The 22,516-nt window shown below is 60.3% G+C and carries 18 protein-coding genes and 1 pseudogene; 2 read left to right on the top strand and 17 right to left on the bottom strand.

What is annotated here, in order from left to right; genetic code table 11:
• Window positions 1-109: 109 nt before the first annotated feature.
• Together KHO33_RS43055 and KHO33_RS39275 are read right to left on the bottom strand one after the other, a co-directional pair.
• A pseudogene (locus KHO33_RS43055) lies at window positions 110-205 on the bottom strand (LysR family transcriptional regulator); the annotation flags it as partial.
• A gap of 186 nt (window positions 206-391) precedes the next feature.
• On the bottom strand, window positions 392-1,966 hold the full coding sequence (locus KHO33_RS39275) for an ATP-binding protein (RefSeq protein ID WP_200567960.1): 1,575 nt from the start codon (window positions 1,964-1,966) through the stop codon (window positions 392-394).
• Window positions 1,967-2,234: 268 nt separating this feature from the next.
• Here KHO33_RS39275 and KHO33_RS39270 point away from each other — a divergent pair, with 268 nt between their 5' ends.
• A complete protein-coding gene (locus tag KHO33_RS39270) occupies window positions 2,235-3,158 on the top strand; it encodes a LysR family transcriptional regulator (protein WP_054042096.1) in 924 nt (307 codons plus the stop codon).
• Between the two features lie 151 nt (window positions 3,159-3,309).
• Here the strand turns inward: KHO33_RS39270 and KHO33_RS39265 are convergent, their stop codons facing one another.
• Window positions 3,310-3,567: a hypothetical protein gene (locus KHO33_RS39265; protein WP_200567961.1), complete on the bottom strand. Its 258-nt coding sequence runs from the start codon at window positions 3,565-3,567 to the stop codon at window positions 3,310-3,312.
• A gap of 198 nt (window positions 3,568-3,765) precedes the next feature.
• Window positions 3,766-4,203: a PRC-barrel domain-containing protein gene (locus KHO33_RS39260; protein ID WP_200567962.1), complete on the bottom strand. Its 438-nt coding sequence runs from the start codon at window positions 4,201-4,203 to the stop codon at window positions 3,766-3,768.
• A 628-nt stretch (window positions 4,204-4,831) separates the two neighbouring features.
• Here KHO33_RS39260 and KHO33_RS39255 point away from each other — a divergent pair.
• Entirely contained in the window at window positions 4,832-5,752 is a 921-nt protein-coding gene (locus KHO33_RS39255) for a LysR family transcriptional regulator (RefSeq protein WP_200567963.1), read from the top strand.
• 7 nt (window positions 5,753-5,759) lie between these two features.
• On the opposite strand, the gene KHO33_RS39250 is transcribed toward KHO33_RS39255, so the two are convergent.
• The 13 genes from KHO33_RS39250 to KHO33_RS39190 form a co-directional block, all read right to left on the bottom strand.
• Window positions 5,760-8,786 (bottom strand): winged helix-turn-helix domain-containing protein, encoded by a 3,027-nt coding sequence (locus tag KHO33_RS39250; protein ID WP_200567964.1) that lies wholly within the window; start codon window positions 8,784-8,786, stop codon window positions 5,760-5,762.
• 432 nt (window positions 8,787-9,218) lie between these two features.
• A complete protein-coding gene (locus KHO33_RS39245) occupies window positions 9,219-9,761 on the bottom strand; it encodes a DUF3331 domain-containing protein (protein WP_200567965.1) in 543 nt (180 codons plus the stop codon).
• 88 nt (window positions 9,762-9,849) lie between these two features.
• A complete protein-coding gene (locus KHO33_RS39240) occupies window positions 9,850-10,728 on the bottom strand; it encodes an alpha/beta fold hydrolase (protein WP_200567966.1) in 879 nt (292 codons plus the stop codon).
• 43 nt (window positions 10,729-10,771) lie between these two features.
• On the bottom strand, window positions 10,772-11,761 hold the full coding sequence (locus KHO33_RS39235) for an MBL fold metallo-hydrolase (protein ID WP_200567967.1): 990 nt from the start codon (window positions 11,759-11,761) through the stop codon (window positions 10,772-10,774).
• A gap of 77 nt (window positions 11,762-11,838) precedes the next feature.
• The gene (locus KHO33_RS39230; RefSeq protein WP_200567982.1) at window positions 11,839-13,569 is read right to left on the bottom strand and encodes an FAD-dependent oxidoreductase; all 1,731 of its coding nucleotides are present in this window, start codon (window positions 13,567-13,569) and stop codon (window positions 11,839-11,841) included.
• Window positions 13,570-13,622: 53 nt separating this feature from the next.
• Window positions 13,623-15,155, bottom strand: a complete 1,533-nt coding sequence (locus KHO33_RS39225) for an alginate export family protein (RefSeq protein ID WP_234480877.1) — start codon at window positions 15,153-15,155, stop codon at window positions 13,623-13,625.
• Window positions 15,145-16,095 (bottom strand): VOC family protein, encoded by a 951-nt coding sequence (locus tag KHO33_RS39220; RefSeq protein ID WP_200567968.1) that lies wholly within the window; start codon window positions 16,093-16,095, stop codon window positions 15,145-15,147. Before KHO33_RS39220 ends, KHO33_RS39225 begins: the two co-directional genes overlap by 11 nt.
• Window positions 16,096-16,247: 152 nt before the next feature.
• Window positions 16,248-16,499, bottom strand: coding sequence for a DUF1427 family protein (locus KHO33_RS39215; RefSeq protein ID WP_054042080.1), 252 nt, complete (start codon window positions 16,497-16,499; stop codon window positions 16,248-16,250).
• A 104-nt stretch (window positions 16,500-16,603) separates the two neighbouring features.
• A complete protein-coding gene (locus tag KHO33_RS39210) occupies window positions 16,604-17,245 on the bottom strand; it encodes an HD domain-containing protein (RefSeq protein WP_200567969.1) in 642 nt (213 codons plus the stop codon).
• 75 nt (window positions 17,246-17,320) lie between these two features.
• Window positions 17,321-18,142, bottom strand: coding sequence for an alpha/beta fold hydrolase (locus KHO33_RS39205; RefSeq protein WP_200567970.1), 822 nt, complete (start codon window positions 18,140-18,142; stop codon window positions 17,321-17,323).
• 142 nt (window positions 18,143-18,284) lie between these two features.
• Entirely contained in the window at window positions 18,285-19,754 is a 1,470-nt protein-coding gene (locus tag KHO33_RS39200; protein ID WP_200567971.1) for a mechanosensitive ion channel domain-containing protein, read from the bottom strand.
• Window positions 19,755-19,793: 39 nt separating this feature from the next.
• Entirely contained in the window at window positions 19,794-21,662 is a 1,869-nt protein-coding gene (locus KHO33_RS39195; protein WP_234475159.1) for an amidohydrolase, read from the bottom strand.
• 75 nt (window positions 21,663-21,737) lie between these two features.
• Window positions 21,738-22,427, bottom strand: a complete 690-nt coding sequence (locus KHO33_RS39190; RefSeq protein WP_122178743.1) for a hydrolase — start codon at window positions 22,425-22,427, stop codon at window positions 21,738-21,740.
• Window positions 22,428-22,516: the final 89 nt, after the last annotated feature.

Raw genomic sequence — 22,516 nt, 5'->3', positions numbered from 1 at the left:
CAAACCGTTAAAGACAGAGACAAACCCAGCGTCAAAACCAGCGTCAAAACCAACCCCGGATACGACATTTCTACTTTGCTGCCGCTACGACACTTCAGAATGGCCTCGACACTGGATGTAGCGCTTCGGCTGCCAAGGCGAATGTGCCGGTCCGCTCAATTGCATCCAATACCTCCAGAACCTCAAACGAGAGCTTTATCGGCATATGGCGCCCCGAGATTCCTTCTATTGTTCATAGACTTCGTTGCGACGGTCGGGTACCGCCGCACCATCTGCAAAAATCCCACTCTCCCACCTTTGAATTTTTTCCGACAGTTAATAGCGGAACAAGCAGGGCAAAAGAAAGAAGCTCAGGCACTCAGAAGAGCGCGAGCGGCTCGACCTACATATCTCACCTCAGAGCAAAATTGCCATTTTGCGCAGACGCCCAATTCAACGTGTCATGGACCGCAGCAGGCGACGGCCGATGCACGTTGCCAGATTCGGATTTAAGCTGGTCCTCACCACCCCGTGACGGCAGGTGACTAAAGTTGCGTTCATATCGCATGGTGATCGTCTCCACTTCGCCTTCGTCGCAAAGCTTCTGCAGCGCATACGCTCGCGTGGATTCGTACAGCCAGTACAGAACGCGCGGCCCCTCCATTTGGACATTCAGAAGAGAGTTCGCGACGAGCGCGTCAATTCCCGCGATCGCACTGTCCAGGGAAAGCGTCGCGTCACATGCAACAGCGCCGAGCGCGTCTAGCGTAAAGAGACGATCGAATACCGCAATGCGCCTGAACAGAATCCGCTCGCTATGACCGAGCAACGCAAAGCTCCAGTCAAAGGTCGCACGCAGGCTCTGGTGGCGCAGCCGGGCAGTACGATATCCGCCGGTAAGAAACGCCATGCGGTCATCGAGGCAACGCCGTGCGCCGTCGAGACCGAGGTCGGCGACGCGGGCAGCCGCCAGCTCAATCGCGAGCGGTATGCCATCCAGCCGTCGGCACATCTCGCCGACAAGCTGAAGCTGCCGGCTGTCGGCGTCCACGGTCACCTGCATGGCGTTTGCACGCTGCAGGAACAGCCTGACCGCGGAATGCGCAAGGATATCGACTTGCGCGGCACTCGCCGGTGGCGTTTCGAGCGGATCGACCTTGAATGTATGCTCGGGCGATATGCGCAACCGTTCCCTGCTGGTCACGACGACACGCACGTGGGCATTTGCAGCCAGCAAGGCATCGACTACCTCCGCCACGTGCGCTATCAGATGTTCAGCATTATCGATAAGCAGCAGTCCGCGCAGATTCGAAAGCGCGCACGCGACGCCCCCCTCAGGGACTCCAGCGTCTCCAGTCGACCGACCGCAGCCTGTCATAATGGCTTCGAGCATTCCGTCCCGCGTCGTCAGGTCCGATAGGTCGACGAAGTACGCGGGTTCGGCCGAGTCTTGTTCAGTTCGACGAGCGACCTCGAACGAGAGCCGCGTCTTGCCGATCCCCCCGGTGCCCACGAGCGTGACCAGGCGCGAACTTTCGAGCATCGCGAGAATCCGCTGAACGGCCCTCTCCCGCCCGACCAGCGCGATGTTCAACGGCGGTGGCAGCCGGTGCGCGTCTCGCATCGACCCGCCCTGCCGGGAAGTGGGGGCCACGTCCGGTTTTCGCACGCAGAGCTGATACCCGCGCCCGGGCACTGTGAGGACAAGATTCCGGTCGGGACCGAGAATTTTGCGCAAGGCCGACAGTTGGACCTGGATGTTGTTTTCTTCGACGATCGTTTGCGGCCACACCGCGCTCAATAACTCGTCTTTGGTGACAAGACGGCCGCCAGCCGAAACAAGTACGGCCAGGATATCGAAGGCCCGGGACCCAACGGGTATTGCGACGCCGTCCCGGCGCAGCTCCCGCGTTCCGAGGTCGACCTGAAATCGGCCCAGTTCCATCACGGCGGTGGCGAGGTTTAAAGTGTGATCGAAGACTGCCATGTGAATGCTCGCGTGGGTCGAAGTGAAACGGAGTCTGTCGATCACAATCGAGCTTGAGGTAAGCGGGTGCAGGTAGTTGGCGCATGTCACACCTGCCTAACCGACACCGTGCGGCCGGAACCGAATATCGCGTCCTGCCCGTCGTTGGCCGCTCTCCTCGCGAGGATCGCCCGATCAAGTGCATTTACAATGTTGTGCCGAGTGTGCTCGCTTTGCCTTTTTCGAAAAACTGCTCCATCAACGAAAGTATTTTGAAAATAATTCAACAATGAAAGTCACTTTGGACGAGCTTCAGGCCTTTTCAGCTGTCGTAGATACGGGTTCGATGACAACGGCCGCGCACCACCTAAACCTGACGGTGTCGGCCGTAAGTCGATTGCTGGGGCGTCTTGAGGAAAAGTTGAAAACGACACTGCTGCGCCGAAACACGCGCAAACTCGAGTTGACCGAAGAAGGACGGGCATTTCTTCAGCATGCGCGAGCGATCATCGACTCCGTCGAAACCGCAGAGGAACTGATGGTCGCGCAGCGCGAAATGCCTTCGGGGCGGCTGCGGATCGACGCCGCGGCACCGTTCATGCTGCATGTGATCGCGCCACTCGTGCAGGGCTACCGGGAGCGTTATCCGCATGTCACCCTGGAGCTCAACACCAACGACCGCATTATTGATCTGCTCGAAAGTCGTACCGATGTAGCGATCAGAATCGCTCGACTCAAGGATTCGACCCTGCACAGCAGGCTCGTTGGAAAGAGCCGGATGCGCATTCTCGCGAGTCGCGGCTACCTCGAAAAGCATGGTCAGCCGCGCAACGCGGAAGAGCTTGGCAAGCATGTGCTTCTGGGCTTCAATCAGCCCGAGTCGCTTAATGTCTGGCCGCTCTGTGGCGCTGATGGCGAGCCTTATCGTATCGAACCGGCCGCTTATTCATCGAGCGGCGAGACGCTTCGGCAACTGGCGCTTCAGGGCGTTGGCATCGTCTGTCTATCGGACTTCATGACAGCACAAGACCGTGAGTCCGGACGGCTCGTCCAGATTCTCACCCGGCAGACGAGTGATGTTCGCCAAACGATCCATGCTGTTTACTACCGCAATACGGCCCTGTCTTCGCGGATCGCGTCGTTCGTCGATTACCTGGTCGACGCCATAGGTGGCGGTACACAGTCCCGGAATAAGGTGTCGTGGGCGCAATGAGAATAGAGCCAGTTCGAGTGTGTGCTGTTCGAATTGCGGCACGATTCGTACGATTCGTACGATTCGCCGGTACCCGCGAATCGTGCGACTTTTCCTTCAACGCGTGCCTCACCCCCGCTCAGTCTGGCGACAATCGCGTCTCAGGCATCCATCACTGATCCGCCCACGCTGCCGCCCGCCGCGCCGGCGTTCCGCTGCCGAGCGCCTCGATTTGATTTGAAATCAAATATTTTTGACGGATACAACCGTTTTTCGCATGGATTAAAAACGGCAGAATCCCATCATCGATTGAGCAGTTCGCATCCAACAACTGGAGTACATCATGAGCACGATTCCCACATTCGGCCTTGGGACATTCCGCCTGCAAGGTCAGGTCGTTGACGAATGCCGGAATCCTGTTGGTGGGCATGGCGGCAAAAGCGCATGACATTCAGACATACCGGCGGCCGGTAGCGATTCAATCTGAACGCGATCATGCGCGAGCCCGCGTCAATCAGATACTTATTTTATATTAATCATTCTCAAAAACGCCTGTCGCACCTTGCACAGACAGTGAGGCGCAGCGGCTCAAGCCACCGGCTTGCTCCACAAGCCGGTGGCGCTGCCGTTAATGGTGACCGAAGTCCTTACGTGCGATCGGAACGGTGCGCACCTTCGCATACTGGAAGGCGGGAATCGACTTCACTGCATCGCGCGTGGCGCCGGCCCACACGAGTTTGCCGTCTACAAAATCCAGTTGCGACATCGGGATCGCCACGTCATGCTGGGACACGCCGAGAAACTGATGAGCTGCCACGATACCAAACGAAACAGCGTTATCCGGCGCGACGATGATATCGTGCAGCACCCCTACTTTCTCACCGCTATCGTTGTAGATGCTTTTGCCGAGCAGGCTCTTCTTCGCGCTCCAGCCCTCCACGATGAGCTGCGACTGTTCGACCGTGATGCCGATGGTCTGCGCCCCCGCGATCTGTGCGTCTGCTTGCTGGCAAACCGCGCTAAAAGCCGACGCGGCAATGAAAACGAGTGCCCACTTTGCCTTCATGATTGTTTCTCCACGAAATGAATGATTGAAAACGATAGGTCACGCAAGGTGAGCGCGCCGATGGCGCTGTTTGCCTGTGTCGCCGGCCAACACTGTGGGCCCGTTTCGCACATGCCGTTTTCCAATTCGCACGACGACGGCGTCCGCGCGTTCAAAACGCCACACCATGTGCGCCGGCAGCAGATGAATGGGCTGCGCCAGGCCACAGCGTAACCGTGCAAGTCATGCCCATCGCAAGCTGCACGCCGGCGCCTATCGCCACAGCGGCTGGTCCCGCGCTTGCGACACTACGCAGAAACGCGCGGCGTCCCGGAGAAATTCCAATCCGTTTCACGCAAACGCTACGATATGGATTGCGCGATGGCCATTGCGGCCATTCTGAAATCCAGTATTCTGATTACCCGGCGGCGCAAGCCGCTTCCCCAATCCAATCGGCACCGACGTATTGCGCTGGACCTTGGTTGTGAGACATCCTACCCAGAGATGCAGTTAAATAAATTAGGCCGGGCTGAATAGTTCTTAAAAGTGACGCCACCTCATCTGAAGCGCCAAGTGACGCTGAAGGTCGCCGCGGCTCTTCGCTGGTCAACCCTTGGGCACGAAACCCCAATAGATTCGGCTGTTCGCCATGAACCTATCCTTTGAAGTCCTGCAGGTCCTCGATGCAATCGATCGAACCGGCACTTTTGCGAGCGCGGCGGAAACGCTCCACAAGGTGCCATCATCCTTGACATACCTCGTTCAGAAACTGGAGCTCGATCTTGGCGTGAAGCTCTTCGATCGGACCGGCCGCCGCGCGACCCTCACGCATGCGGGGCGCGTGGTTGTCGAAGAAGGACGGCGCCTGCTGGAGGCCGCGGATGCCCTCGAATACAAAGCGAAAAGAATCCAGCACGGTTGGGAGTCCGACCTCCATGTCGCCATCGACGAGATCATCCCGTTCGAGCTGCTGTGGGGTCACGTCAGCGACTTCTATAAGTTGAAGCTGGACACGCGGCTGCATCTGTCGAAGGAAGTGCTGGGCGGCTCGTGGGACGCACTATTGACTCGTCGCGCGGACCTGATCGTCGGCGCCGCGGGCGATCCACCGTCCATTCCGCATCTGGTTGCGAAGCCGATCGGCTCGCTGCGGCATGTCTTCGTGGTGGCGCCGCATCATCCTCTCGCTTCGATCCCGGGGCCGCTGACGCTGGATATCGTCGCGCGCCATCGTGCGGTGGCGATCGGCGATACGTCCCGCAAGCTGGCGCCCCGCACGATTGCGATCGGCGCCAATCAAGAAGTGCTCACAGTCCCGACGCTCGAAGCCAAGCTCGCCGCACAGATCAAGGGCCTGGCTGCGGGCACCATTCCGGAATGTCTTGCAGCCGAGCCGTTGAGCCAGGGTGAGCTGGTGAGAAAAGAAGTACTCGGCATGCGCGACGTCACGCATTTCTATCTCGCCTGGCGCGACGATGAAACAGGAAGAGCCCTGCGTTGGTGGGTCGACCAGTTAGACCGGCCGGATCTGATCGACGAGGTTGCGCAACAGAGGATGTTGCACGGATGACTCTCGTCTAGCCGCGTTCCCCGAATGCTTCGGCGGCCGGGTCGTCGAACGCCATTGCCGCAGCATTGCGCCCGGCAAAAGCGTCGTCACAAACGTCAGGCGCGGTGTCAGCCGGGACATCAACCGGCTTGCTTGCTGCGGTCGCGATTTTCAGCAGATGGGTGGCGGCTTTGAAGTCGTCCCAATCGAGACCTTCGGTGAGCCTTGAGCATGCGGATTTCAACAGATCCGCGGCTTCCGTGCTTCGTCCTTGCGCGTGCCAGCACCGACCGAGGCTGGTCGCGGCGCGCAATTGCAGCGAGCGGCAGCCTTGCGTCAGGGACTCTTCGAGCGCCGCGCTCAGGCACGCCTCCCCGTCTCTCGCATCACCGGCGGATGGCGCATAGGCTGCATGCTCCATCAACAGCAGTTCGCCGTGGATGCGCCTGAGTTCGCCGGCATACCATTGGTCGCCGGCTTCGTCACACTGCGCCAGCACGCGCACGATGGCCGCAATGCCGTCTTCCCGCTGTCCCGATCGGCCAAGCGCGAGGCTATATTGTCCGGCGAGCATGGCGCGCGGCGCACCGAACTCGAGCGAATCCAGATCGTCCAACGCCGCGCGGAAAGCATGCAAACGTTCCGGCACCGCCTCGTCCAGCGAGCGCAGATATTCATCGAAACAGCGGCAGCACGCCTGCGACACACTCAGGCCTGCGCGCGCGGATACCTCCTGCAACACCGCGATCGCCTGGGCCGCCTGTTCCCGCTTGCCGGAGAGGAGCGTGAGCGGAACCAGCGCCTCGACCAGCACGTAACATGTGACGATGGCCTGCTCCTGATTGCACGCATCGACCACGCTATCCTCCGCGAGTTTCAGCGCCTGATCACGCAAACCTTGCAGCCACAGCACGCGCGCGAGCGTGGCGCGGCCGACGATGCGCTGATCGACGGACTGTCCCATGGGCAACCGGTGCTGCAGGCTATCGCTGTGCCGCAGCAGTTTTTCGAGGGACAAACGTGCCTGCTTCTGATCACCCGCGTAGTGCGACGCGATCCCCAGCAGCCGGTATCCGAGGGTCGCACCACTCGCGTCGCCCGTCTCCGAGGCGAGCGATGCAAAGCGCCTCGCGAACGCCAACGCATTACGCGCCGCGCCGGACGATTGACAGACGTTCCACATGCCCCACAGCGCACGAGCTTCAAACGCCGGGGCGCCAAGCGCGATCGCCGACGCGAGAATTTCGGCCCAGATGCCGAGGGTTTCCCGGTTCGGTCCGTTGACAAAGATCCGTGCGGCCCCGAGTGCCGCCAGCAGTTGCATACGCACGCGCAAATGCCGGGTCGAACGCGAATCCTGATGGGTCGCGGCCACGGTGTCGAGCGCTCGCTGTGCCCACGCACAACACTCGTCGACCAGCGACAATTCGTAGAGAAGAAATACGACCTTCACGGCGAGCGTTTCGCCGAGCGCCTCGTCGCCCTTCGGCGACAAAGCCCAGCCCAGTGCAGCGCGCAAGTCGTCGAGCAACTCGCGCATGCGGTGATGCCATCGATCGCCGGGCGCGCCCGCAGCGCCCCCACCACCCGACGAGGCACCGTCGAGCAGACTGGAGAAATAATGCGCGTGATTGAGCGTGACGAGGCGCCTCTCGCCGTTATCCTCCAGCTTCTGCATCGCGTACGCGCGTGTGGTTTCCAGCAGGCGGTAGCTGACTATGCCGCGCTCCACGCGCGTCACTACCAGCGATTTTTCGACCAGCCCGGATACCGCCGCAATCACATCGAGTTCGCGCAATGCGCCGTCACCGGCAACAGCGATAGCCGCTTCCATCGTGAAGCTGTTGAAGAAGATGCCAAGCCTGCGCAACGTCGCCCGCTCAGCGTCGTCAAGCAGTGCATGGCTCCAGTCGAGCGTCGCCTTCAAAGTCTGATGACGCGGCAATGCGGTGCGATTGCCGCCGCTCAGCATATTGAAGCGGTCGTCCAGATGGTCTGCGAGCGTCTCGATGCCGAGTATCGCCGCACGTGCCGCCGCCAGTTCGATTGCGAGCGGTATGCCGTCGAGCCGGCGGCATACCGTACCGGTCAGATAGACGCTTCTTTCATCCGATGAAAAACGTGCATCGATCGCGCGCGCGCGTGACAGGAACAACTGCACGGCGCTGCATTGCAGTACGTCCTGACACTGATCCTCTTGCACGGGCACCTGCAACGGGGCGACCCAATAGAGGCGTTCATCCACGACGCGTAGCGGCTCCCGGCTGGTCGCGAGTACGCGTATGGCCGCACTCACGCTCAATAGCGTTTCTGCGAGCTCGGCGGCGGGCCCAAGAACATGTTCGCAATTGTCGAATATGAACAACGCGCACCGCTCGCTGAGTTCCTTGCTGACACGCGCGAGCGTAAGCGGTCCGGATGCCGGATACACGCCGAAGCTGGTCGCGAACATCGCGAGGACGCTGCTCGCATCGCTGGCCGAAGCGAGCGATATTAGATAGACACCATCCGGGAAGCGCGCCTGCAAGCCGCGCGCGACCTCGATCGCGAGTCGGGTCTTGCCGATACCACCGGAGCCGATCAGCGTCACGTGGCGGACCGAAGCCAGCGCCAGCGCGACGTCTTCCATCGCTTTGTCCCGTCCGATCAACGCCGACGAATTGGAAGGCAGGTTGTTGCGGACGATCCTGTCTTGCGGGCCGCCATTGACGTTGTCGAATTCATCGTCACGATCGGCCATGTTCTCGCTGGAAGGGGCCGGTGACGGACTCGACAGTACGAGCCGGTAGCCTCGTCCAGACACGGTCTGGATCAGTCCGCGACTTTCCCCCAGCATCTTGCGCAGTGCGGACATATGCACCTGAAGATTGTTCTCTTCAACGATCGTATCCGGCCAGACCTGTTTGAGTAATTCGTTTTTCGATACCAGCGCGCCTTTTGAAGCTATCAGCACTGCGAGCATGTCGAATGCACGGCTTCCAAGCCGCACAGGCTGGCCGTCGAGAAACAACTCCCGACGGGCGAGGTCCACGTGAAGCGGGCCAATGCGAATCATTTTCCTGAGTATCCAAGACGCGGCAGGTATAGGAAGAACTGAGGACTGACCGCTCAGTGTTGCGTTCTCGAAGTCTAGAACAACGGCGAATTGGCATGCGCGGAAAAAACTGAACGTATAGTTCAAAAAATTTGTACTAAGCATGCGCTCGAATCGATCTCGCACGTCCAGCACCGTTAAGAACGTTTCATGTTTTTCTAAAGACTTAATGTGCGCTGCGCGATAGACTTCGTCGTCTCGAAAGAGGTGGCCTCGGCCGATTGCGATTACGACCGCCTCGGTCGCGATGTCGCCGGCCGGGCTGATACCGGCGTCACAACCCTTCCGGCTAGATAAGGAAGTATGGGGCTGCGTGGCGTTCAGCAATGTGATTCAACCGCTAATCGCATTTTTGCTGATCGTGGTGTTCGCGCTGCCGAAGCCGATTTCCGGTCAGGCCATTTTGCTTTCGGCGATTCCGTGCGATTCGTTCGGCATGCATGCCATGGAGGGCATTCGCGCGATCACGGAAGCCAGGATCATCGCGTTGGCGTTGGCTGGAATCGCACTGCGCACCCTCGGCTTATAGACGAAATCATCGCGGCGAATCACCGCCCCGCTCAGCGCACAGCGCCCTTTTTTCCGGGCGCGGCAACTGATCCACACCTGGTCGGCGTAGCGGCAGCGTGTTGCATCCTGCCAGAGAATCGCGACCGACGTGACAGACAGACGCTCGATCACTTCGACCTGTATGTGCGGCGACGGCGCATACGCAGCGATGCCAGGCGCCGGCCGCGTGAGATACGATTCACCCACGCCTTCATCATGATGGCCGGCCAGGAGCGCGCCGATCACATGATCCCACACGGGGGCACGGCTGCCGTCCATCACCGCAGCCGCTTTCTCGCACGGAGCGCAACACGTTTCACGCCGGACTCGCTCGTCTTCCCGAACAGCCTCAGCGCGTTGCTTCAGTTGGGTTTGGCTATGCATCATGCTTCTCCCGATCAACCGGCCGCGGATGACGCACCGCGGCCTAAAACGTCACCCATCATGTGGCCGTAGCCTCAGAGCGTACGGGCAATCAACTTCCAGTCCAGCCCCGCAGGAAATCCACCAGCAGTTCGTTGACCCGTTCCGGCAGTTCCTCCTGGGGCAAATGTCCGCAATGCGAGATCGGTTCGGCACGGAGATTGTTTGCCAGGCCTTCCCAGACGGCCTTCATGTCGAACATGCCGCCCACCGCATAGAAGTCTTCGCCCCACAGCGCCATAGTCGGGCACGCAATCTTCACGTCCGCGTCGACCAGATCCTGCGCGACGTCCTCGGAATTCGCGCGATAGTCCGACATTGCGCCTCGCACCGCGCCCGGCCGCTTATACGCTTTCACGTACGTATCGAAGTCCGCGCCTTCGATCGTGTGCGGGTTGTAGCACCAGTCGGCGAAGAAGTGATGCAGCCACGCGTCTTCCTTACCCACGATCAGCGTCTCCGGCAGGTCCGCGACCAGATGGAACAGAAAAAACCAGTACGCACGCGCTGTTTGTGGATTCATGTTTTGTGCGATCACCCGCGTAGGCACGTTATCCATCACGACGAGCCGATCGACCCGTTCAGGATGATCCTTGGTCAGCCGCGTCGCCACGCGCGCGCCGCGATCGTGCCCGACGAGCGCGACCTTGCCGATCCCTAGTTCGTCGAGCAGACCGATGATATCCATCGCCATGTTCCGCTTGTCGTAGCCGGAGCCGGGCTTGTCGGTTTCGCCGTAGCCCCGCAGGTCCGGCGCGATGACTCGATAGTGCTGGGCCAGCACGGGAATCTGATGACGCCAGGCAAAGCTCGTCTCCGGGAAGCCGTGCAGGAGCACGACGGCCGGGCCGTTACCGGCATCGAGGAAATGCTGCCGGATACCGTTTGCACGCAGCGTGTGGTGAGTGACCACCGTCGCTTCAGTTGCCATTTTCGTTCCCTGGAAGTGGTGAAAGATGAAGTTGACGCCAGGGTCATTGACCGGGCGCGGATTCGTAATTGACCGGCACCCAGTCATAAGTGGTGCCGTTCGCCCTGATGTGTCCCAATCCAGGAAAAGCGATATGTGCTGCGCCGACGAGATAATGTTTTTTCGCCGCGAGCTCGAATGCGTAGCGGCGCGAGCGCTGTGCCTCAGCCGCATCGGTGTCGTATTCGACCGATGCCTTCGGGTTACGTAACTGGATCGACGCCACATGAACGATGTCGCCCCACACGAGCAGATCTTTCGACTCGCTCTCCACGAGATACCCGGTATGACCTGGCGTATGACCAGGCAATGCGATCGCGCGAATGCCCGGATCGAGTTCGACATCGCCGCTGAACGGCTTGAACCGGCCGGCCGCGACGTAGGGCGCGACGGATGCGATTGCAGCGTCGAAGAACGTGCCGAGGAAGGCGGGTGCCTTCGACTTGTTGGCCGGATTCAGCCAGTAGTCGGCTTCAATCTGACTTGTCCGTACGACCGCGTTCGGGAACGTCATGACGCCGTTCGAAATGACGCCACCGACATGGTCCTTGTGCAGATGCGTCAGCAACACCTCATCGACCTGCGCGGGTTGATAGCCCGCCGAGCGCAAGTTCGCGAGCAGTTTGCCGCAACAGTCTCCATAGAGCACGCCCGCGCCGGTGTCGATAAGAATCAGCTTCGAACCTGTGTTGATCAGAAACGCATTGATCGAGCCTTGAACGGGCGTTTGCAGAAAATCGCGCTGCAGGTCACGGGCGATTTCAGCCTTCGGCACATCTTCCACCACGGTATCGATCGGAAACGGGTGCGTGCCGTCGAGCAGCGCTGTCACTTCAAAGCCGCCGAGCATGATCCGGTAAAAACCCGGCCCCTGCGTTTTGACCTGAGGCGCAGCGGCAAGCGCTGTGTCAGACCACACGCACGCAAAGATACTCAAGATAACTACACACCATGCGTTGATATGGACTGCCCATTTGCTCTGAATCCGTTTCATCGTTCGTTCCCCGGCATTTGCTGTTTATATGCAAAAAATCATAACGGCGACACGTTCCACGCAGTTGCTAATTTTTATTAAACATCGTGAGCCGACGGTGTTGTCAGCTTGCTCAAATAAGAATGGATCTGGCTCACGACCGCCGCACCGTCGCCAACCGCCGAGGCAACCCGTTTCGCTGATTCCGAGCGCACGTCGCCGACGGCAAACATGCCATGTACGCTGGTTTCAAGCGGGTATCGCTCGCTTGTATCGGACAGACCCTGCACGCTGCGTGCGAACCCGGTGACGACAAAACCCCTGTTGTCGAGTTCCACGCCACTCGAAGCGAGCCAATCCGTCTTTGGGTCCGCACCGATGAAGAGGAACAGATGACGCGACGCCACCACTTCGTCCCAATCATCGTCTTCGCGACGAATATGAACATGCGTGAGTCCGGCTTCGTCGCCGTCGAGGGACCGCAATGTGCAACCGGTGCAAAGCGTGACGTTGGGTAACGAGCCGATCCGGTCGATCAGATATTTCGACATGGTTGCGCACAGATCCTTGCCACGAATCAGCACGCGGACGCTGCGCGCGAAATTGGCGAGAAACACAACCGCCTGTCCGGCGGAGTTGCCCCCGCCTATCAGCACGATATCCTGCCCTTTCACGAGCCTGGCTTCGATCGTCGACGCCCAGTAGTACGTGCCACGTCCTTCAAAGCGCTCGAAACCCGGCACCGTCGGTCTCCGATAAGCGGCGCCGCTGGCGACCACGACTGTCCGGGCGCTGATCCGTTGCCCGTCGAGAAGCGTCAGCAGAAAGATGCCGTCACTCCGGTTCACGCCCATGACTTTGCCTGGAATGGCCAGATGCGCGCCAAATTTCAACGCCTGCTGGAATGCCCGTGCGGCGAGCGCCTGACCCGAAATACCGGTGGGAAAGCCCAGATAGTTTTCGATTCGCGAGCTTGCGCCGGCCTGCCCGCCGGGCGCGCGCTGGTCGAAAACGGCGACCGACAGGCCTTCTGTGGCCGCATAGACGGATGCAGCCAGTCCGGCCGGCCCGGCGCCAACGATTGCGACGTCATACACATGGGATTGCTCGAAGGTCGGCACGAGCCCGAGGCACGACGCGAGCTGTGCCTCGTCCGGCGCGCGCAGCACATAACCGTTCGGGCAGAAGACGAGCGGAAAGTCGTCAGGGCCGGTCGTCATGCCGCCCAGCAAACTGACCGCTTCAGGATCGCTGCGCGCGTCTATCACCATCGCCGGGTAGGCATTGCGGCGCAGGAACCCTTGAAGCCGGATCAGCCGCGGGTCGTCGCCATTGCCCACGATGATCGGCCCGAGCCCTTGCTCGATCAGCCCAAGCCGCCGGAGTATCAGCGCGCGCATGATGTGCTCGCCGAGCTGGGCATCGGCGACGATCAACGCACGCAACCGATCCGGCTCGATCACGAGTGTCTCGGCATCCGTCAATGCGACGCCGTCGATCAACGCGGGCTTGCCGGATAATTGCGCCATTTCCGCCATGAAGTGGCCGTCTTCATGTTCCGTGACGAGCGTCGATCGACCGAAGGCGTCGCGCGAGTAGATGCGCACGCGCCCATGCAACAGAACGAACAGGCCCAGCGCAACATGGCCTGTTTCGAAGATCAGTTCGCCGGCCTTGAACGACATCGGCTTCGCAAAGCGTCGCAGGCTTTGAATCTCCGCAGACGAAAGACGGGGGAACATCTGATGCTGACGATACTCCAGCGAGGAAAACGGAGTCTCGAGCTCGGAAGGCGTCATGGCCTCGGCAGTTAAATCAGGGATACTCATCATTGAACCTTATCTGGCACGTCAAGCCGATGACGGTCTTGCAGAAACTGCGTCTACCAACTGAATTTCATTTCAGCGCCAACGTAGTCGGCGTTGCGGGCGCCCAAATCACGCAGCGACGGTCCGACCTGGAAATGCACGGCTTCGAGCGCCGCGGCGAGATTGGCGGTGACCGCCCAATCGGCGCGAAGCTGTGTATAGAAACCTGTCCAGGAACTGCCGTGCCCCGCCGTTCCCGGCACGACCGCCGCGCCTTGCCCATACACCGCGTCCGCGGTGGTCTCGCGCCACTGAAGGCCCACGCCGGCCAGCAGCGTCAGCTTGCTGTTTGGCTTGAGAATGAGCGTCGGTTTGATGTGGATCAGGTTCGTGTAGCCGGTATAGCCGGCCAGTGCGAAGTAGTAGCCGTTCGGAAATAACGCATTGAATGTGCCGATGCGGCCATCTCCTGGATGGCTGTCGCCCGATGCGGCATCCACCTGGATGCCGATGCGCGGCGTCCACGGCACTGACGCCAGCGTGTACCCGGCGAGCGAGCCCACCGCCCATGCACTGATCGTCTTGCTGCCGACATGGCCCGACTGATACATCGCCTCGACATCCCAGTCGATGTGATCGACATTGCCGGCATAGCGGGCATCGAATACATCACGGTGCTCGTTGCCGGTCGCGTCGAGAAAGTGCGCGTTGTTGCGGTTGTAGCGGGAGTAGTACGCCGACACATCGCCCGGCCCGACATCTTTGCGCTCCACGCGCACGCCGCTGAAGGTCAGGTCACGATTGGAGACATCATCGAAATCCGTGTTGTCACGATACTGAACCGGCTGCGTCGCGTAGGCGATCCAACGCCACGGGCCCGTTTCATAGTCGACCCAGATCGCGTCGAATGCCTGACGCACATTCGGGCCATCACGAACCGAGATGAATCGTTGCAAGTCGAATGCCATCTCCTGCCGCCCAACCCGGAACTTGAAGGTTCCGGGCCCGAGCGGCTCGGTGATAGCGACAAACGCCTGGCGCAAATCGAGCGGATTCTTATCGACTGGCGTAACGCTATCCTTGCCGTAGGGGCGCGCGTCCTCTAGCTGCGTAAAGATTTGCACATGAGGGCCGAGGCGGACGTCAGCGTGAACTTCCAGCCGTTGCAGCAGGTAGGTGTCGTCGTGCCCCGAGCCGAGGCCGAACAGCGGCGCATCGTTTATTTCCAGCCGCTCACGCAGGACCATGCCCAGTGAGATATACGCGTCGGGATTGCCGAACAGCGGAATGTACTTCAGCGCATCGAAAGGCCGTTTCGGCACACACGGATTGGCCAGCACCGACCAGTTTTCCTGCCAGCGGTTGAACATGACCGCGGGACGCGCACACGAAGCACTCGCGTCGGCCGCCGGGGCCGACGCAGCGACTGTGCCGCCCGAGGAGGAGGTATCGTCGGCACCGCCGATCGCGGTATCCGCCGCCGCAGCGGGCAGCGCGGCTGCGAGGCCCGTGCTGAGCAGCAAAGCACGAGCGGCCCGCAGCGCTGCGCACCGCCGCGGGTGCCTACGTACCTTCAGCGGCGTCAGCGTGGTCGCTTTACTGGCCATCGTGTACTTCGGCGATGTACCCGCCCGGGAATTCAACCATGGCCGTCTTGCCTGATCCGCTGCTGTACGGCTCATGCAGCACTTTCGCGCCAGCCGCTTGTGCGCGCTGCAGCGTCTGGGCGACGTCGTCAACGCCATAGCCCGTCGTTTCACGCCCGAACGGGAACGGCAGCTTGCCGTCCGTGACAAACACCACCATCCGGCCGAACCCCGAGTCGATGCGGATCTCGCGGATCGTTTCGCCCGGCCGGCCAATCACGCCCGCGTCCGCGCGCGGATTGTCCGAGACCACCTTGCCATGCGAGAAGTGCAGCCAGCGGCGCACGAAGTTGTTCACTTCATAGCGCGACACGTACACGCGGTTGTCCGGCACGCTATGCAACGGCGCATAGTCAGGCGCCTTCGTGTGCCAATACAATTGCATCGTCAGGCCGCCCGGCCATTGAATAACCGCGTCCTTTCCGATCGGATCATCGAACGAATCGACGAGGACGTCCGCGCCCGAGGCTCGCGCCGCCTTCACCGCCTGATCGATATCGGTGACCAGATAGCCGGTGCGCTCGTTGCCGAACGGGTACGGAATCGGCGTTTCGAAGCCGAACACCGAAAGCATGCCAACCGGTGTCTGCACATACTGCGACGCGGTCTTGCTCGGCGTGGGCGTGACCGTGAAGACCGCGCGCGGGGACGCTTTGCCACCGAACGTGGCAAGGAAGCTGGTGACGAACGCATCGAGATCGGCCGAGGCGACATACACGTGCGTGGTGTCGTACTGCGGGCCAACGGAAACGTTCGGCAGTTTCGCGGAAAGCGCGGCTTTGCCGGTCGGCACTTCCGGCGGGCCCGCATCGGCGAAAGCGGACGAAACAGACGTGAATCCGATCAGTAGCGCGGCGCAGAGCATTACGACTGGACGGAACCGATGAAGCGACTTGAACATTTGATTACCCATGTGTGTTAGCAATGATTGAACGACCAGCCTCTGTTTGAGGCCATGTCTGATGTCAGGCGGGTGCCTTCGAAGCGATGTATTCGCAGCACGCTATCCGCTTACCTCCGCCATCGCCCGGGAGAAGGCGCGCGCCAACGACGTCAGCCGCCCTCTTTCGTCGCGCCCGGCGTCATCGGCCTTTGCGTCGCGGCACTCTTCATAGGTTCGGCGACCTCGACCGTCCGCGTCTGCGCGAAGAGCTGCGCCTTGACGACCGGTATGGCGTGCTCGCCCAACACCATGCCTAGCAGCCCGGCCAGCGCGATCAGCGGCGGCGCCGGCGACTGCACCTTGAGCAGCCAATAGAGGAGTCCGACTGCGAAACCGACTCCCAGTGAAATGATGTAGCCCATGCTGATTCTCCTTTCGATAATTGCCACTTCGTCGCGTACGCCATTCGCATCCGCTATTCGTACCCACCGCAAAAGCAGGCGCCGGTACTGCGCGTCACCCCAGGTCAATTCGGCCAGTCCGATCCAAGCACCAGTCCGCAGAAATTCAACCTGCGATAGTTCGGGTCCCACCGATCCAGCACGTCAGCGTTCACCGTACCGAACGTCGTCTCGGGGCGATGCACCATGCCGCGTGAATAGGCTTCGATGATCTTCTTCTTGAAACCGGATTCGCGGGGATAGGCTTGTACGATTTCGTCGCGCTCTTGCGCAGTGAATTCGTCGAAGCGGGCGCCGCGTACATCCATCTGCACCCCTGCGCTGAGCAGCGCGATGAGCGGCGACATATGTTCAGGAATACCCGGCGTCGTATGTAGCGCGATCGCCTCCCATACCTGACCGATCGCGGACTCAGTCGCACCGTGTTGGCGCAAAAATTCACGCGCCGCATTCGCGCCGTCCACCTCAAACCGGTAGGGAGAACGATGGTGCTGAACATTCAAACCAACGTTGTGAAACATCGTGCCGACGTAGAGCAGCTCCGCGTCGAAAGTCAGCTTGCCGCGATACCCGGTCAGCGCGCCGAACAGGAAAGCCCTTAGCGCATGATGGAACATCAACTCACACTCCGTGCTCCGGATCTGATCGGTTGCTGCCCGGGTCATCACACTGTCGGGGATCTCGACTCCCGCAATGATTTTCTCCATGTCACTCCTCCGTGTCAGACATCCCCTCGGTATGAATCACCCGGCATGCGGACGGGCATCGCGACCCGGCGATGTCTAGGACCGAACGAAGTCCAGGAGGTCCTGGTTGAGCCGGTCTTTGTGCGAGAAGTAAAGCGCATGCGGTGCGCCCTGATAGACCAGCAGCTTCGCGTTTTTGATCAGCGCGGCCGCTGCCTTTCCGGTTACGTCGAAGTTCACGACCGCGTCCCCATCACCGTGCACCACCAGTGTTGGCACATCGAATTTCGCGAGGTCCGACCTGAAGTCAGTCTCGGAGAAAGCTGCGACGCAGTCGTAGGTTCCTTTCAGGCCGCCCTGAAGCCCCAGCGACAAAGTCCAGTCGAGCATCTGCTTCGTCACGTTCGAGCCCTCCTGATCGCTGCCCATGAAAAGCGGGCCGAAGTCGTCGAGGAATTTGGGCCGGTCGTTCAACAGTCCCGCACGGATGCCGTCGAAGATGGCTGGGTCCATTCCTTCCGGATGATCCTCACGGCGAATCATTAAAGGCGTCACGGCGCTGAGCAGAATCGCCTTCGCGATGCGCCGCGTGCCGAAACGGCCGATATAACGCGCCACTTCACCGCCGCCCATCGAAAACCCGCCGAGAATCACGTCCCTGAGATCGAGCGCTTCGATCAACTCATTGACGTCGCCGGCAAACGTGTCGTAGTCGTATCCCGACCACGGCTGCGCGGAACGTCCAAAGCCGCGGCGATCATGAGCGATGACACGAAAACCGTTGTCGGCGAGAAACTTCATCTGGTATTCCCACATGTCGGCGTTCAACGGCCAACCATGGCTCAAAACAATCGGCTGGCCCGTGCCCCAGTCCTTGTAGTAAAGCTGGGTGCCGTCGGATGTGGTGAAAGTGCTCACGTGAAACTCCATGGTCAACGGTGTTGGATCGATTCGGCGGAACGCTTGGCAACTGTTCGATACAGCGTAGCGAATAAATCAATTAAAGACTTTGTCGGATTCTTAAAAACCCTTAAGAGACGAGACAGTTCTGCGAGCCGGATCAATTCGTAAGTTCATGAAATCGCCTTACGCCGTCGCGAATCCATTGCAGCAAGCCGCCTGACGTCTCGTCCACATTCGCTGGCGATTCAAGCAACATCTTTTCGGTTGCGTGATGTTCCGAGAGCAAACGGCACATCTCCTTGGCCACTTCGGGGCGTCGCGCGAGAATCGGCGTCAATGCGGCCTTATCCAGCCGGAAAACGGTGGCGCGAGTCAGCGCTCGAACAATCACATCCGTCCTGACGCCGACCAGAATGCCTGACTGTCCGATCGAATCGCCAGGCGCCAGCCTCCGCAGTTCGATCTCGCCGTCATCCTTCGGCACGCTCACTTTTGCAACGCCTTGCGCGAGAATGTGAAGCTCGTGGCCGTTCTCATCGCCCGCGGCATAAATGGTCTCGGCTACATCGAATTCATGCTTCGTCAGCTTCGCGTTAAGCTCCATTACTTCGTCGTCCACGAGTGTCTGGAAGATCATGACGTTGCGCAGCAATCGGTGCCTCTGATCCGTCACGTCGGTAGCAGGCTCGGGTACTGACAAGGGATGCAGCACGACGCCACGCGAGACCAGATGCCGGTACGCGAGATCGAACAGTTCGTTGCGCACATCGATCTTTTTGCTCAGTGCGTCGACGTAGCAGACGATTTCGTACTCGATCGAGTCGCTCGTGGCACGGCGCACACTCACGAGTGGCTTAGGCTCGCTCAAAACATTTTCTGAGCTGGCGGCGGCGTTGGCGAGCGCCTCCAGCACGATTGCCGGCCGGATCGATGGTTTGACCGGCAGCACCACACTAATGCCGTGCGTATGCACCGGTTCATTCGCGTTGACGATATTGGCGCGCGCCGCCACGCTATTGGGAATCACGACGATATTGCCCTGGCCGTTCAGCAGACTGGTCGCGCGCCAGTTACTCTCGATCACCTTCCCTTCGACATCGCCGATCGTGACCCAATCGCCAATGTGAAAGGGCTGAGTAGCGTTCAGAACCACACCGGAAAACACGTCGTTGAGCGTGCTCTGAATCGCAAGGCCCAGCACGACCGCGACAGCCCCGGACGTTGCGAGCAGGCCGCGCACAGGCAGTTGCAACACAAAGGCAATCGCTCCGACCGCGGCGGCCAGAAACACGAGCGCGCCGAGCACATCCTGAAACAGACGCTCCTTGTGCCACGTCTCCGGTAACACCGCACGATCCAGCATGACGGTCACGAGGCGCGCGCCCTGCAGCCACCACACCACCTCCAGCACTTGCGCGAGAAGATGACGCAGCGGCTCCGATTCCCAGGGCGCGGCGCGCAGCGGATTCATGCCAGAACTGAACAGCACGTAGGTCGACAAACCAAACAGGAGCGCCCGGAACGCCAGACGCACCTGCTCGCTCGTGCGGTCCATGAAACGCCAGGCGAGGAAGTCGAGAACCAGGATGCCTATGCCAAACAACACTCCGTCACTTAGGGTCGGCATGATGGTCCTCGCTGGCCTGGTGGCACCAGGCTATGGATGTTAGAACGCGAAACAGCTACAACCCAACGCGCCCCAGAAACCGTTGGAATCGCTGACAGGCACGTTTTTTCGCCATGCCCAACCATGCGCATGCGCATGCACGCCGCACAGATTCACACAGCCATCCACGCACGCCACCGCCGTCGGTTTGTAACGGCTATAGCCACCGAATTCCGCGACCGGCGACCACGACGGGCTGACCGGCAGGTCAGGCGGCGCGAGCGGCGCGAATTCGTCATCGGCATACACGACCTTGCCGCCCACCACCGTCATCGCCGAGGTCAGGAACTTGATGCGGCTCTCGTCGACGGTAAAGTAGTCTTCGCTGAGCACCGCGAAATCCGCGAACTGGCCAGGAACCAGCGCGCCTTTACGGTCATCCTCGTTCGAGAACCATGCGCTGCCCACCGTGTAGCGGCGCAGCGCTTCCATCCGGTCCAGACGATTCTCGCTGGCATACATCGCGGTGCCGCCGACCGTCTTGCCCGACACCATCCAGTACAGCGACACGAACGGGTTGAAGCTCGCGACGCGCGTCGCGTCCGTTCCCGCGCCAACGGGCAGTCCGGCATCGAGCATGTGGCGAATGGGCGGGGTGCGCTTCACGGCCTCTTCACCATATTGCTGGATGAAGTACTCGCCCTGAAAGGCCATCCGGTGCTGGATCGCAATGCCGCCGCCGAGCGCGCGCACCCGCTCGATATTCTGTTGCGTGATGGTCTCGCAGTGATCGAAGAACCAGCGCAACCCATTGAACGGAATGTCGGCGTTCACGCGTTCGAATACATTCAGGAAGCGCTCGATCGATTCGTTGTAGGTCGCATGCAGACGGAACGGCCAGCGGTTTGCCACCAGCAGCCGAACGACGGCTTCCAGTTCGTCTTCGAGCGTGTCCGGCAGATCCGGCCGCGGTTCGAGAAAGTCTTCGAAGTCCGCGGCCGAAAACACCAGCATTTCGCCAGCGCCGTTCACGCGCAGGAAATCGTCACCTTCGCCGGGCTTCGTCACCTTCACCCACTTCGCGAAATCCTCGATTTCTTTTTTCGCATTCTGCGTGAACAGGTTGTACGCAATACGCACGGTCAGTTCACTATGCTTCGCCAGGTCCATGATGACGGCGTAGTCGTCCGGGTAGGCCTGGTAACCGCCGCCTGCGTCAATCGCGCTCGTCACACCGAGCCGGTTCAGCTCACGCATGAAGTGGCGCGTGGAATTGCGCTGATCCTCCAGCGCGAGCTTCGGACCTTTCGCCAGCGTGGCGTACAGGAGTCCGGCGTTCGGACGTGCAATGAGCATGCCGGTCGGATTGCCGCGCTTGTCGCGCTGAATCTCGCCGCCGGGAGGATTGGGTGTGTCTTTCGTATAGCCGACCGCGCGCAGCGCCGCTGCATTCAGGAGCGCGCTGTCGTACAGGTGCAGGATGAACACCGGCGTTTCCGGTGCAATCGCGTTGATTTCTTCGAGCGTCGGGCCGCGCCGCTCGGCGAACTGGAATTCGTTCCAGCCGCCCACCACGCGGACCCATTGCGGCGCCGGCGTGCGGGCCACCTGCTTCTTCAGCATGTCGAGCGCGTCCGCGAGCGACGGAACGCCGTCCCAGCGCAACTCCATGTTGAAGTTCAACCCCCCGCGAATGATGTGCAGGTGGGAGTCGTTCAGACCGGGAATGACAGTGCGGCCTTTGAGGTCGACCTGCCGCGTGTTGCCGTTCACGTGCCGCATCACGGCGTCGCGAGATCCCGCAGCGATAATGCGGCCGTTCGCAACGGCGAGCGCATCGGCGAAAGAGCGCTTGTCGTCCTGGGTGGCGATCTTGCCATTGAAGAAGACAACTTCAGCTGGCGTCGGCGCGGAAGTACTGGAAGTCATGACGATCCTCATAGGGAGCGCTCCGCCTTTCACGTGCGGAGCTATTCATGGGAAGCGGGTGTTCGTCGCGACTGTTTACTTCTTTGCAGGCACCGGTGCCAGAACCTCGTGCGTCCCCGCCGTGCGCTGGGGAGCCTTGTGCACCATGGTGTAGGCATAGTCCACGCCCATCCCGTACGCTCCCGAGTGTTCTTTGGCAATCGCCATGACTTCGTTGTAAGTCTCTTTGTGCGCCCAATCGCGTTGCCATTCGAGCAGCACCTGTTGCCAGGTCATCGGAACCACACCGGCCTGAATCATTCGCTGCATGGCATAGTCATGTGCGTCCTTCGAGGTGCCGCCCGACGCGTCGGCGACCATATAGATTTCGTAGTCGCCTTCGGCCATGGCGCAAAGCGCGAACGTGTTGTTGCAAACCTCAGTCCACAGACCTGCCACCACCACCTTTTTGCGGCCATTTGCAGCAAGCGAGTCACGAACCTTCTGGTCGTCCCACGAATTCATGGACGAGCGTTCGAGCACTTTGTGCCCCGGAAATACGTCCAGCAACTCCGGGTACGTATAGCCAGAAAAACTTTCGGATTCGACTGTCGTAATAGTGGTAGGAATGTTAAACACTCGCGCTGCCTTCGCGAGTCCTACTACGTTGTTCTTAAGTACCTGACGGTCGATGGACTGGACCCCAAAAGCCATTTGCGGCTGTTGGTCGATGAAGATGATCTGCGAATTTGCAGGCGTCAAAACTTCAAGTTTCGGATTTGCCATGGCTTTGTACGTCCTAAAGGTTTGGTGAACATGGGAAGACATGCCGCACTCGCTTGAAGTGCGAGAAAAACTGAGGCCCAGTCTATCGA

Origin of the sequence: Paraburkholderia nemoris (genome assembly GCF_905221015.1) — a bacterium.
Taxonomy (GTDB): Bacteria; Pseudomonadota; Gammaproteobacteria; order Burkholderiales; family Burkholderiaceae; genus Paraburkholderia; species Paraburkholderia nemoris.
Note: the sequence above shows the minus strand (reverse complement) of the source record. Positions and strands in the feature narration are given on the sequence as shown.

Coding starts and splice junctions, on each gene's coding strand:
- KHO33_RS39260 (WP_200567962.1), bottom strand. CDS start 4,203: ATGAAGGCAAAGTGGGCACTCGTTTTCATTGCCGCGTCGGCTTTTAGC.
- KHO33_RS39210 (WP_200567969.1), bottom strand. CDS start 17,245: ATGGAGAAAATCATTGCGGGAGTCGAGATCCCCGACAGTGTGATGACC.
- KHO33_RS39200 (WP_200567971.1), bottom strand. CDS start 19,754: ATGCCGACCCTAAGTGACGGAGTGTTGTTTGGCATAGGCATCCTGGTT.
- KHO33_RS39195 (WP_234475159.1), bottom strand. CDS start 21,662: ATGACTTCCAGTACTTCCGCGCCGACGCCAGCTGAAGTTGTCTTCTTC.
- KHO33_RS39230 (WP_200567982.1), bottom strand. CDS start 13,569: ATGAGTATCCCTGATTTAACTGCCGAGGCCATGACGCCTTCCGAGCTC.
- KHO33_RS39255 (WP_200567963.1), top strand. CDS start 4,832: ATGAACCTATCCTTTGAAGTCCTGCAGGTCCTCGATGCAATCGATCGA.
- KHO33_RS39235 (WP_200567967.1), bottom strand. CDS start 11,761: ATGAAACGGATTCAGAGCAAATGGGCAGTCCATATCAACGCATGGTGT.
- KHO33_RS39220 (WP_200567968.1), bottom strand. CDS start 16,095: ATGTTCAAGTCGCTTCATCGGTTCCGTCCAGTCGTAATGCTCTGCGCC.
- KHO33_RS39225 (WP_234480877.1), bottom strand. CDS start 15,155: ATGGCCAGTAAAGCGACCACGCTGACGCCGCTGAAGGTACGTAGGCAC.
- KHO33_RS39215 (WP_054042080.1), bottom strand. CDS start 16,499: ATGGGCTACATCATTTCACTGGGAGTCGGTTTCGCAGTCGGACTCCTC.
- KHO33_RS39265 (WP_200567961.1), bottom strand. CDS start 3,567: ATGCCCACCAACAGGATTCCGGCATTCGTCAACGACCTGACCTTGCAG.
- KHO33_RS39190 (WP_122178743.1), bottom strand. CDS start 22,427: ATGGCAAATCCGAAACTTGAAGTTTTGACGCCTGCAAATTCGCAGATC.
- KHO33_RS39270 (WP_054042096.1), top strand. CDS start 2,235: ATGAAAGTCACTTTGGACGAGCTTCAGGCCTTTTCAGCTGTCGTAGAT.
- KHO33_RS39245 (WP_200567965.1), bottom strand. CDS start 9,761: ATGATGCATAGCCAAACCCAACTGAAGCAACGCGCTGAGGCTGTTCGG.
- KHO33_RS39250 (WP_200567964.1), bottom strand. CDS start 8,786: ATGATTCGCATTGGCCCGCTTCACGTGGACCTCGCCCGTCGGGAGTTG.
- KHO33_RS39240 (WP_200567966.1), bottom strand. CDS start 10,728: ATGGCAACTGAAGCGACGGTGGTCACTCACCACACGCTGCGTGCAAAC.
- KHO33_RS39275 (WP_200567960.1), bottom strand. CDS start 1,966: ATGGCAGTCTTCGATCACACTTTAAACCTCGCCACCGCCGTGATGGAA.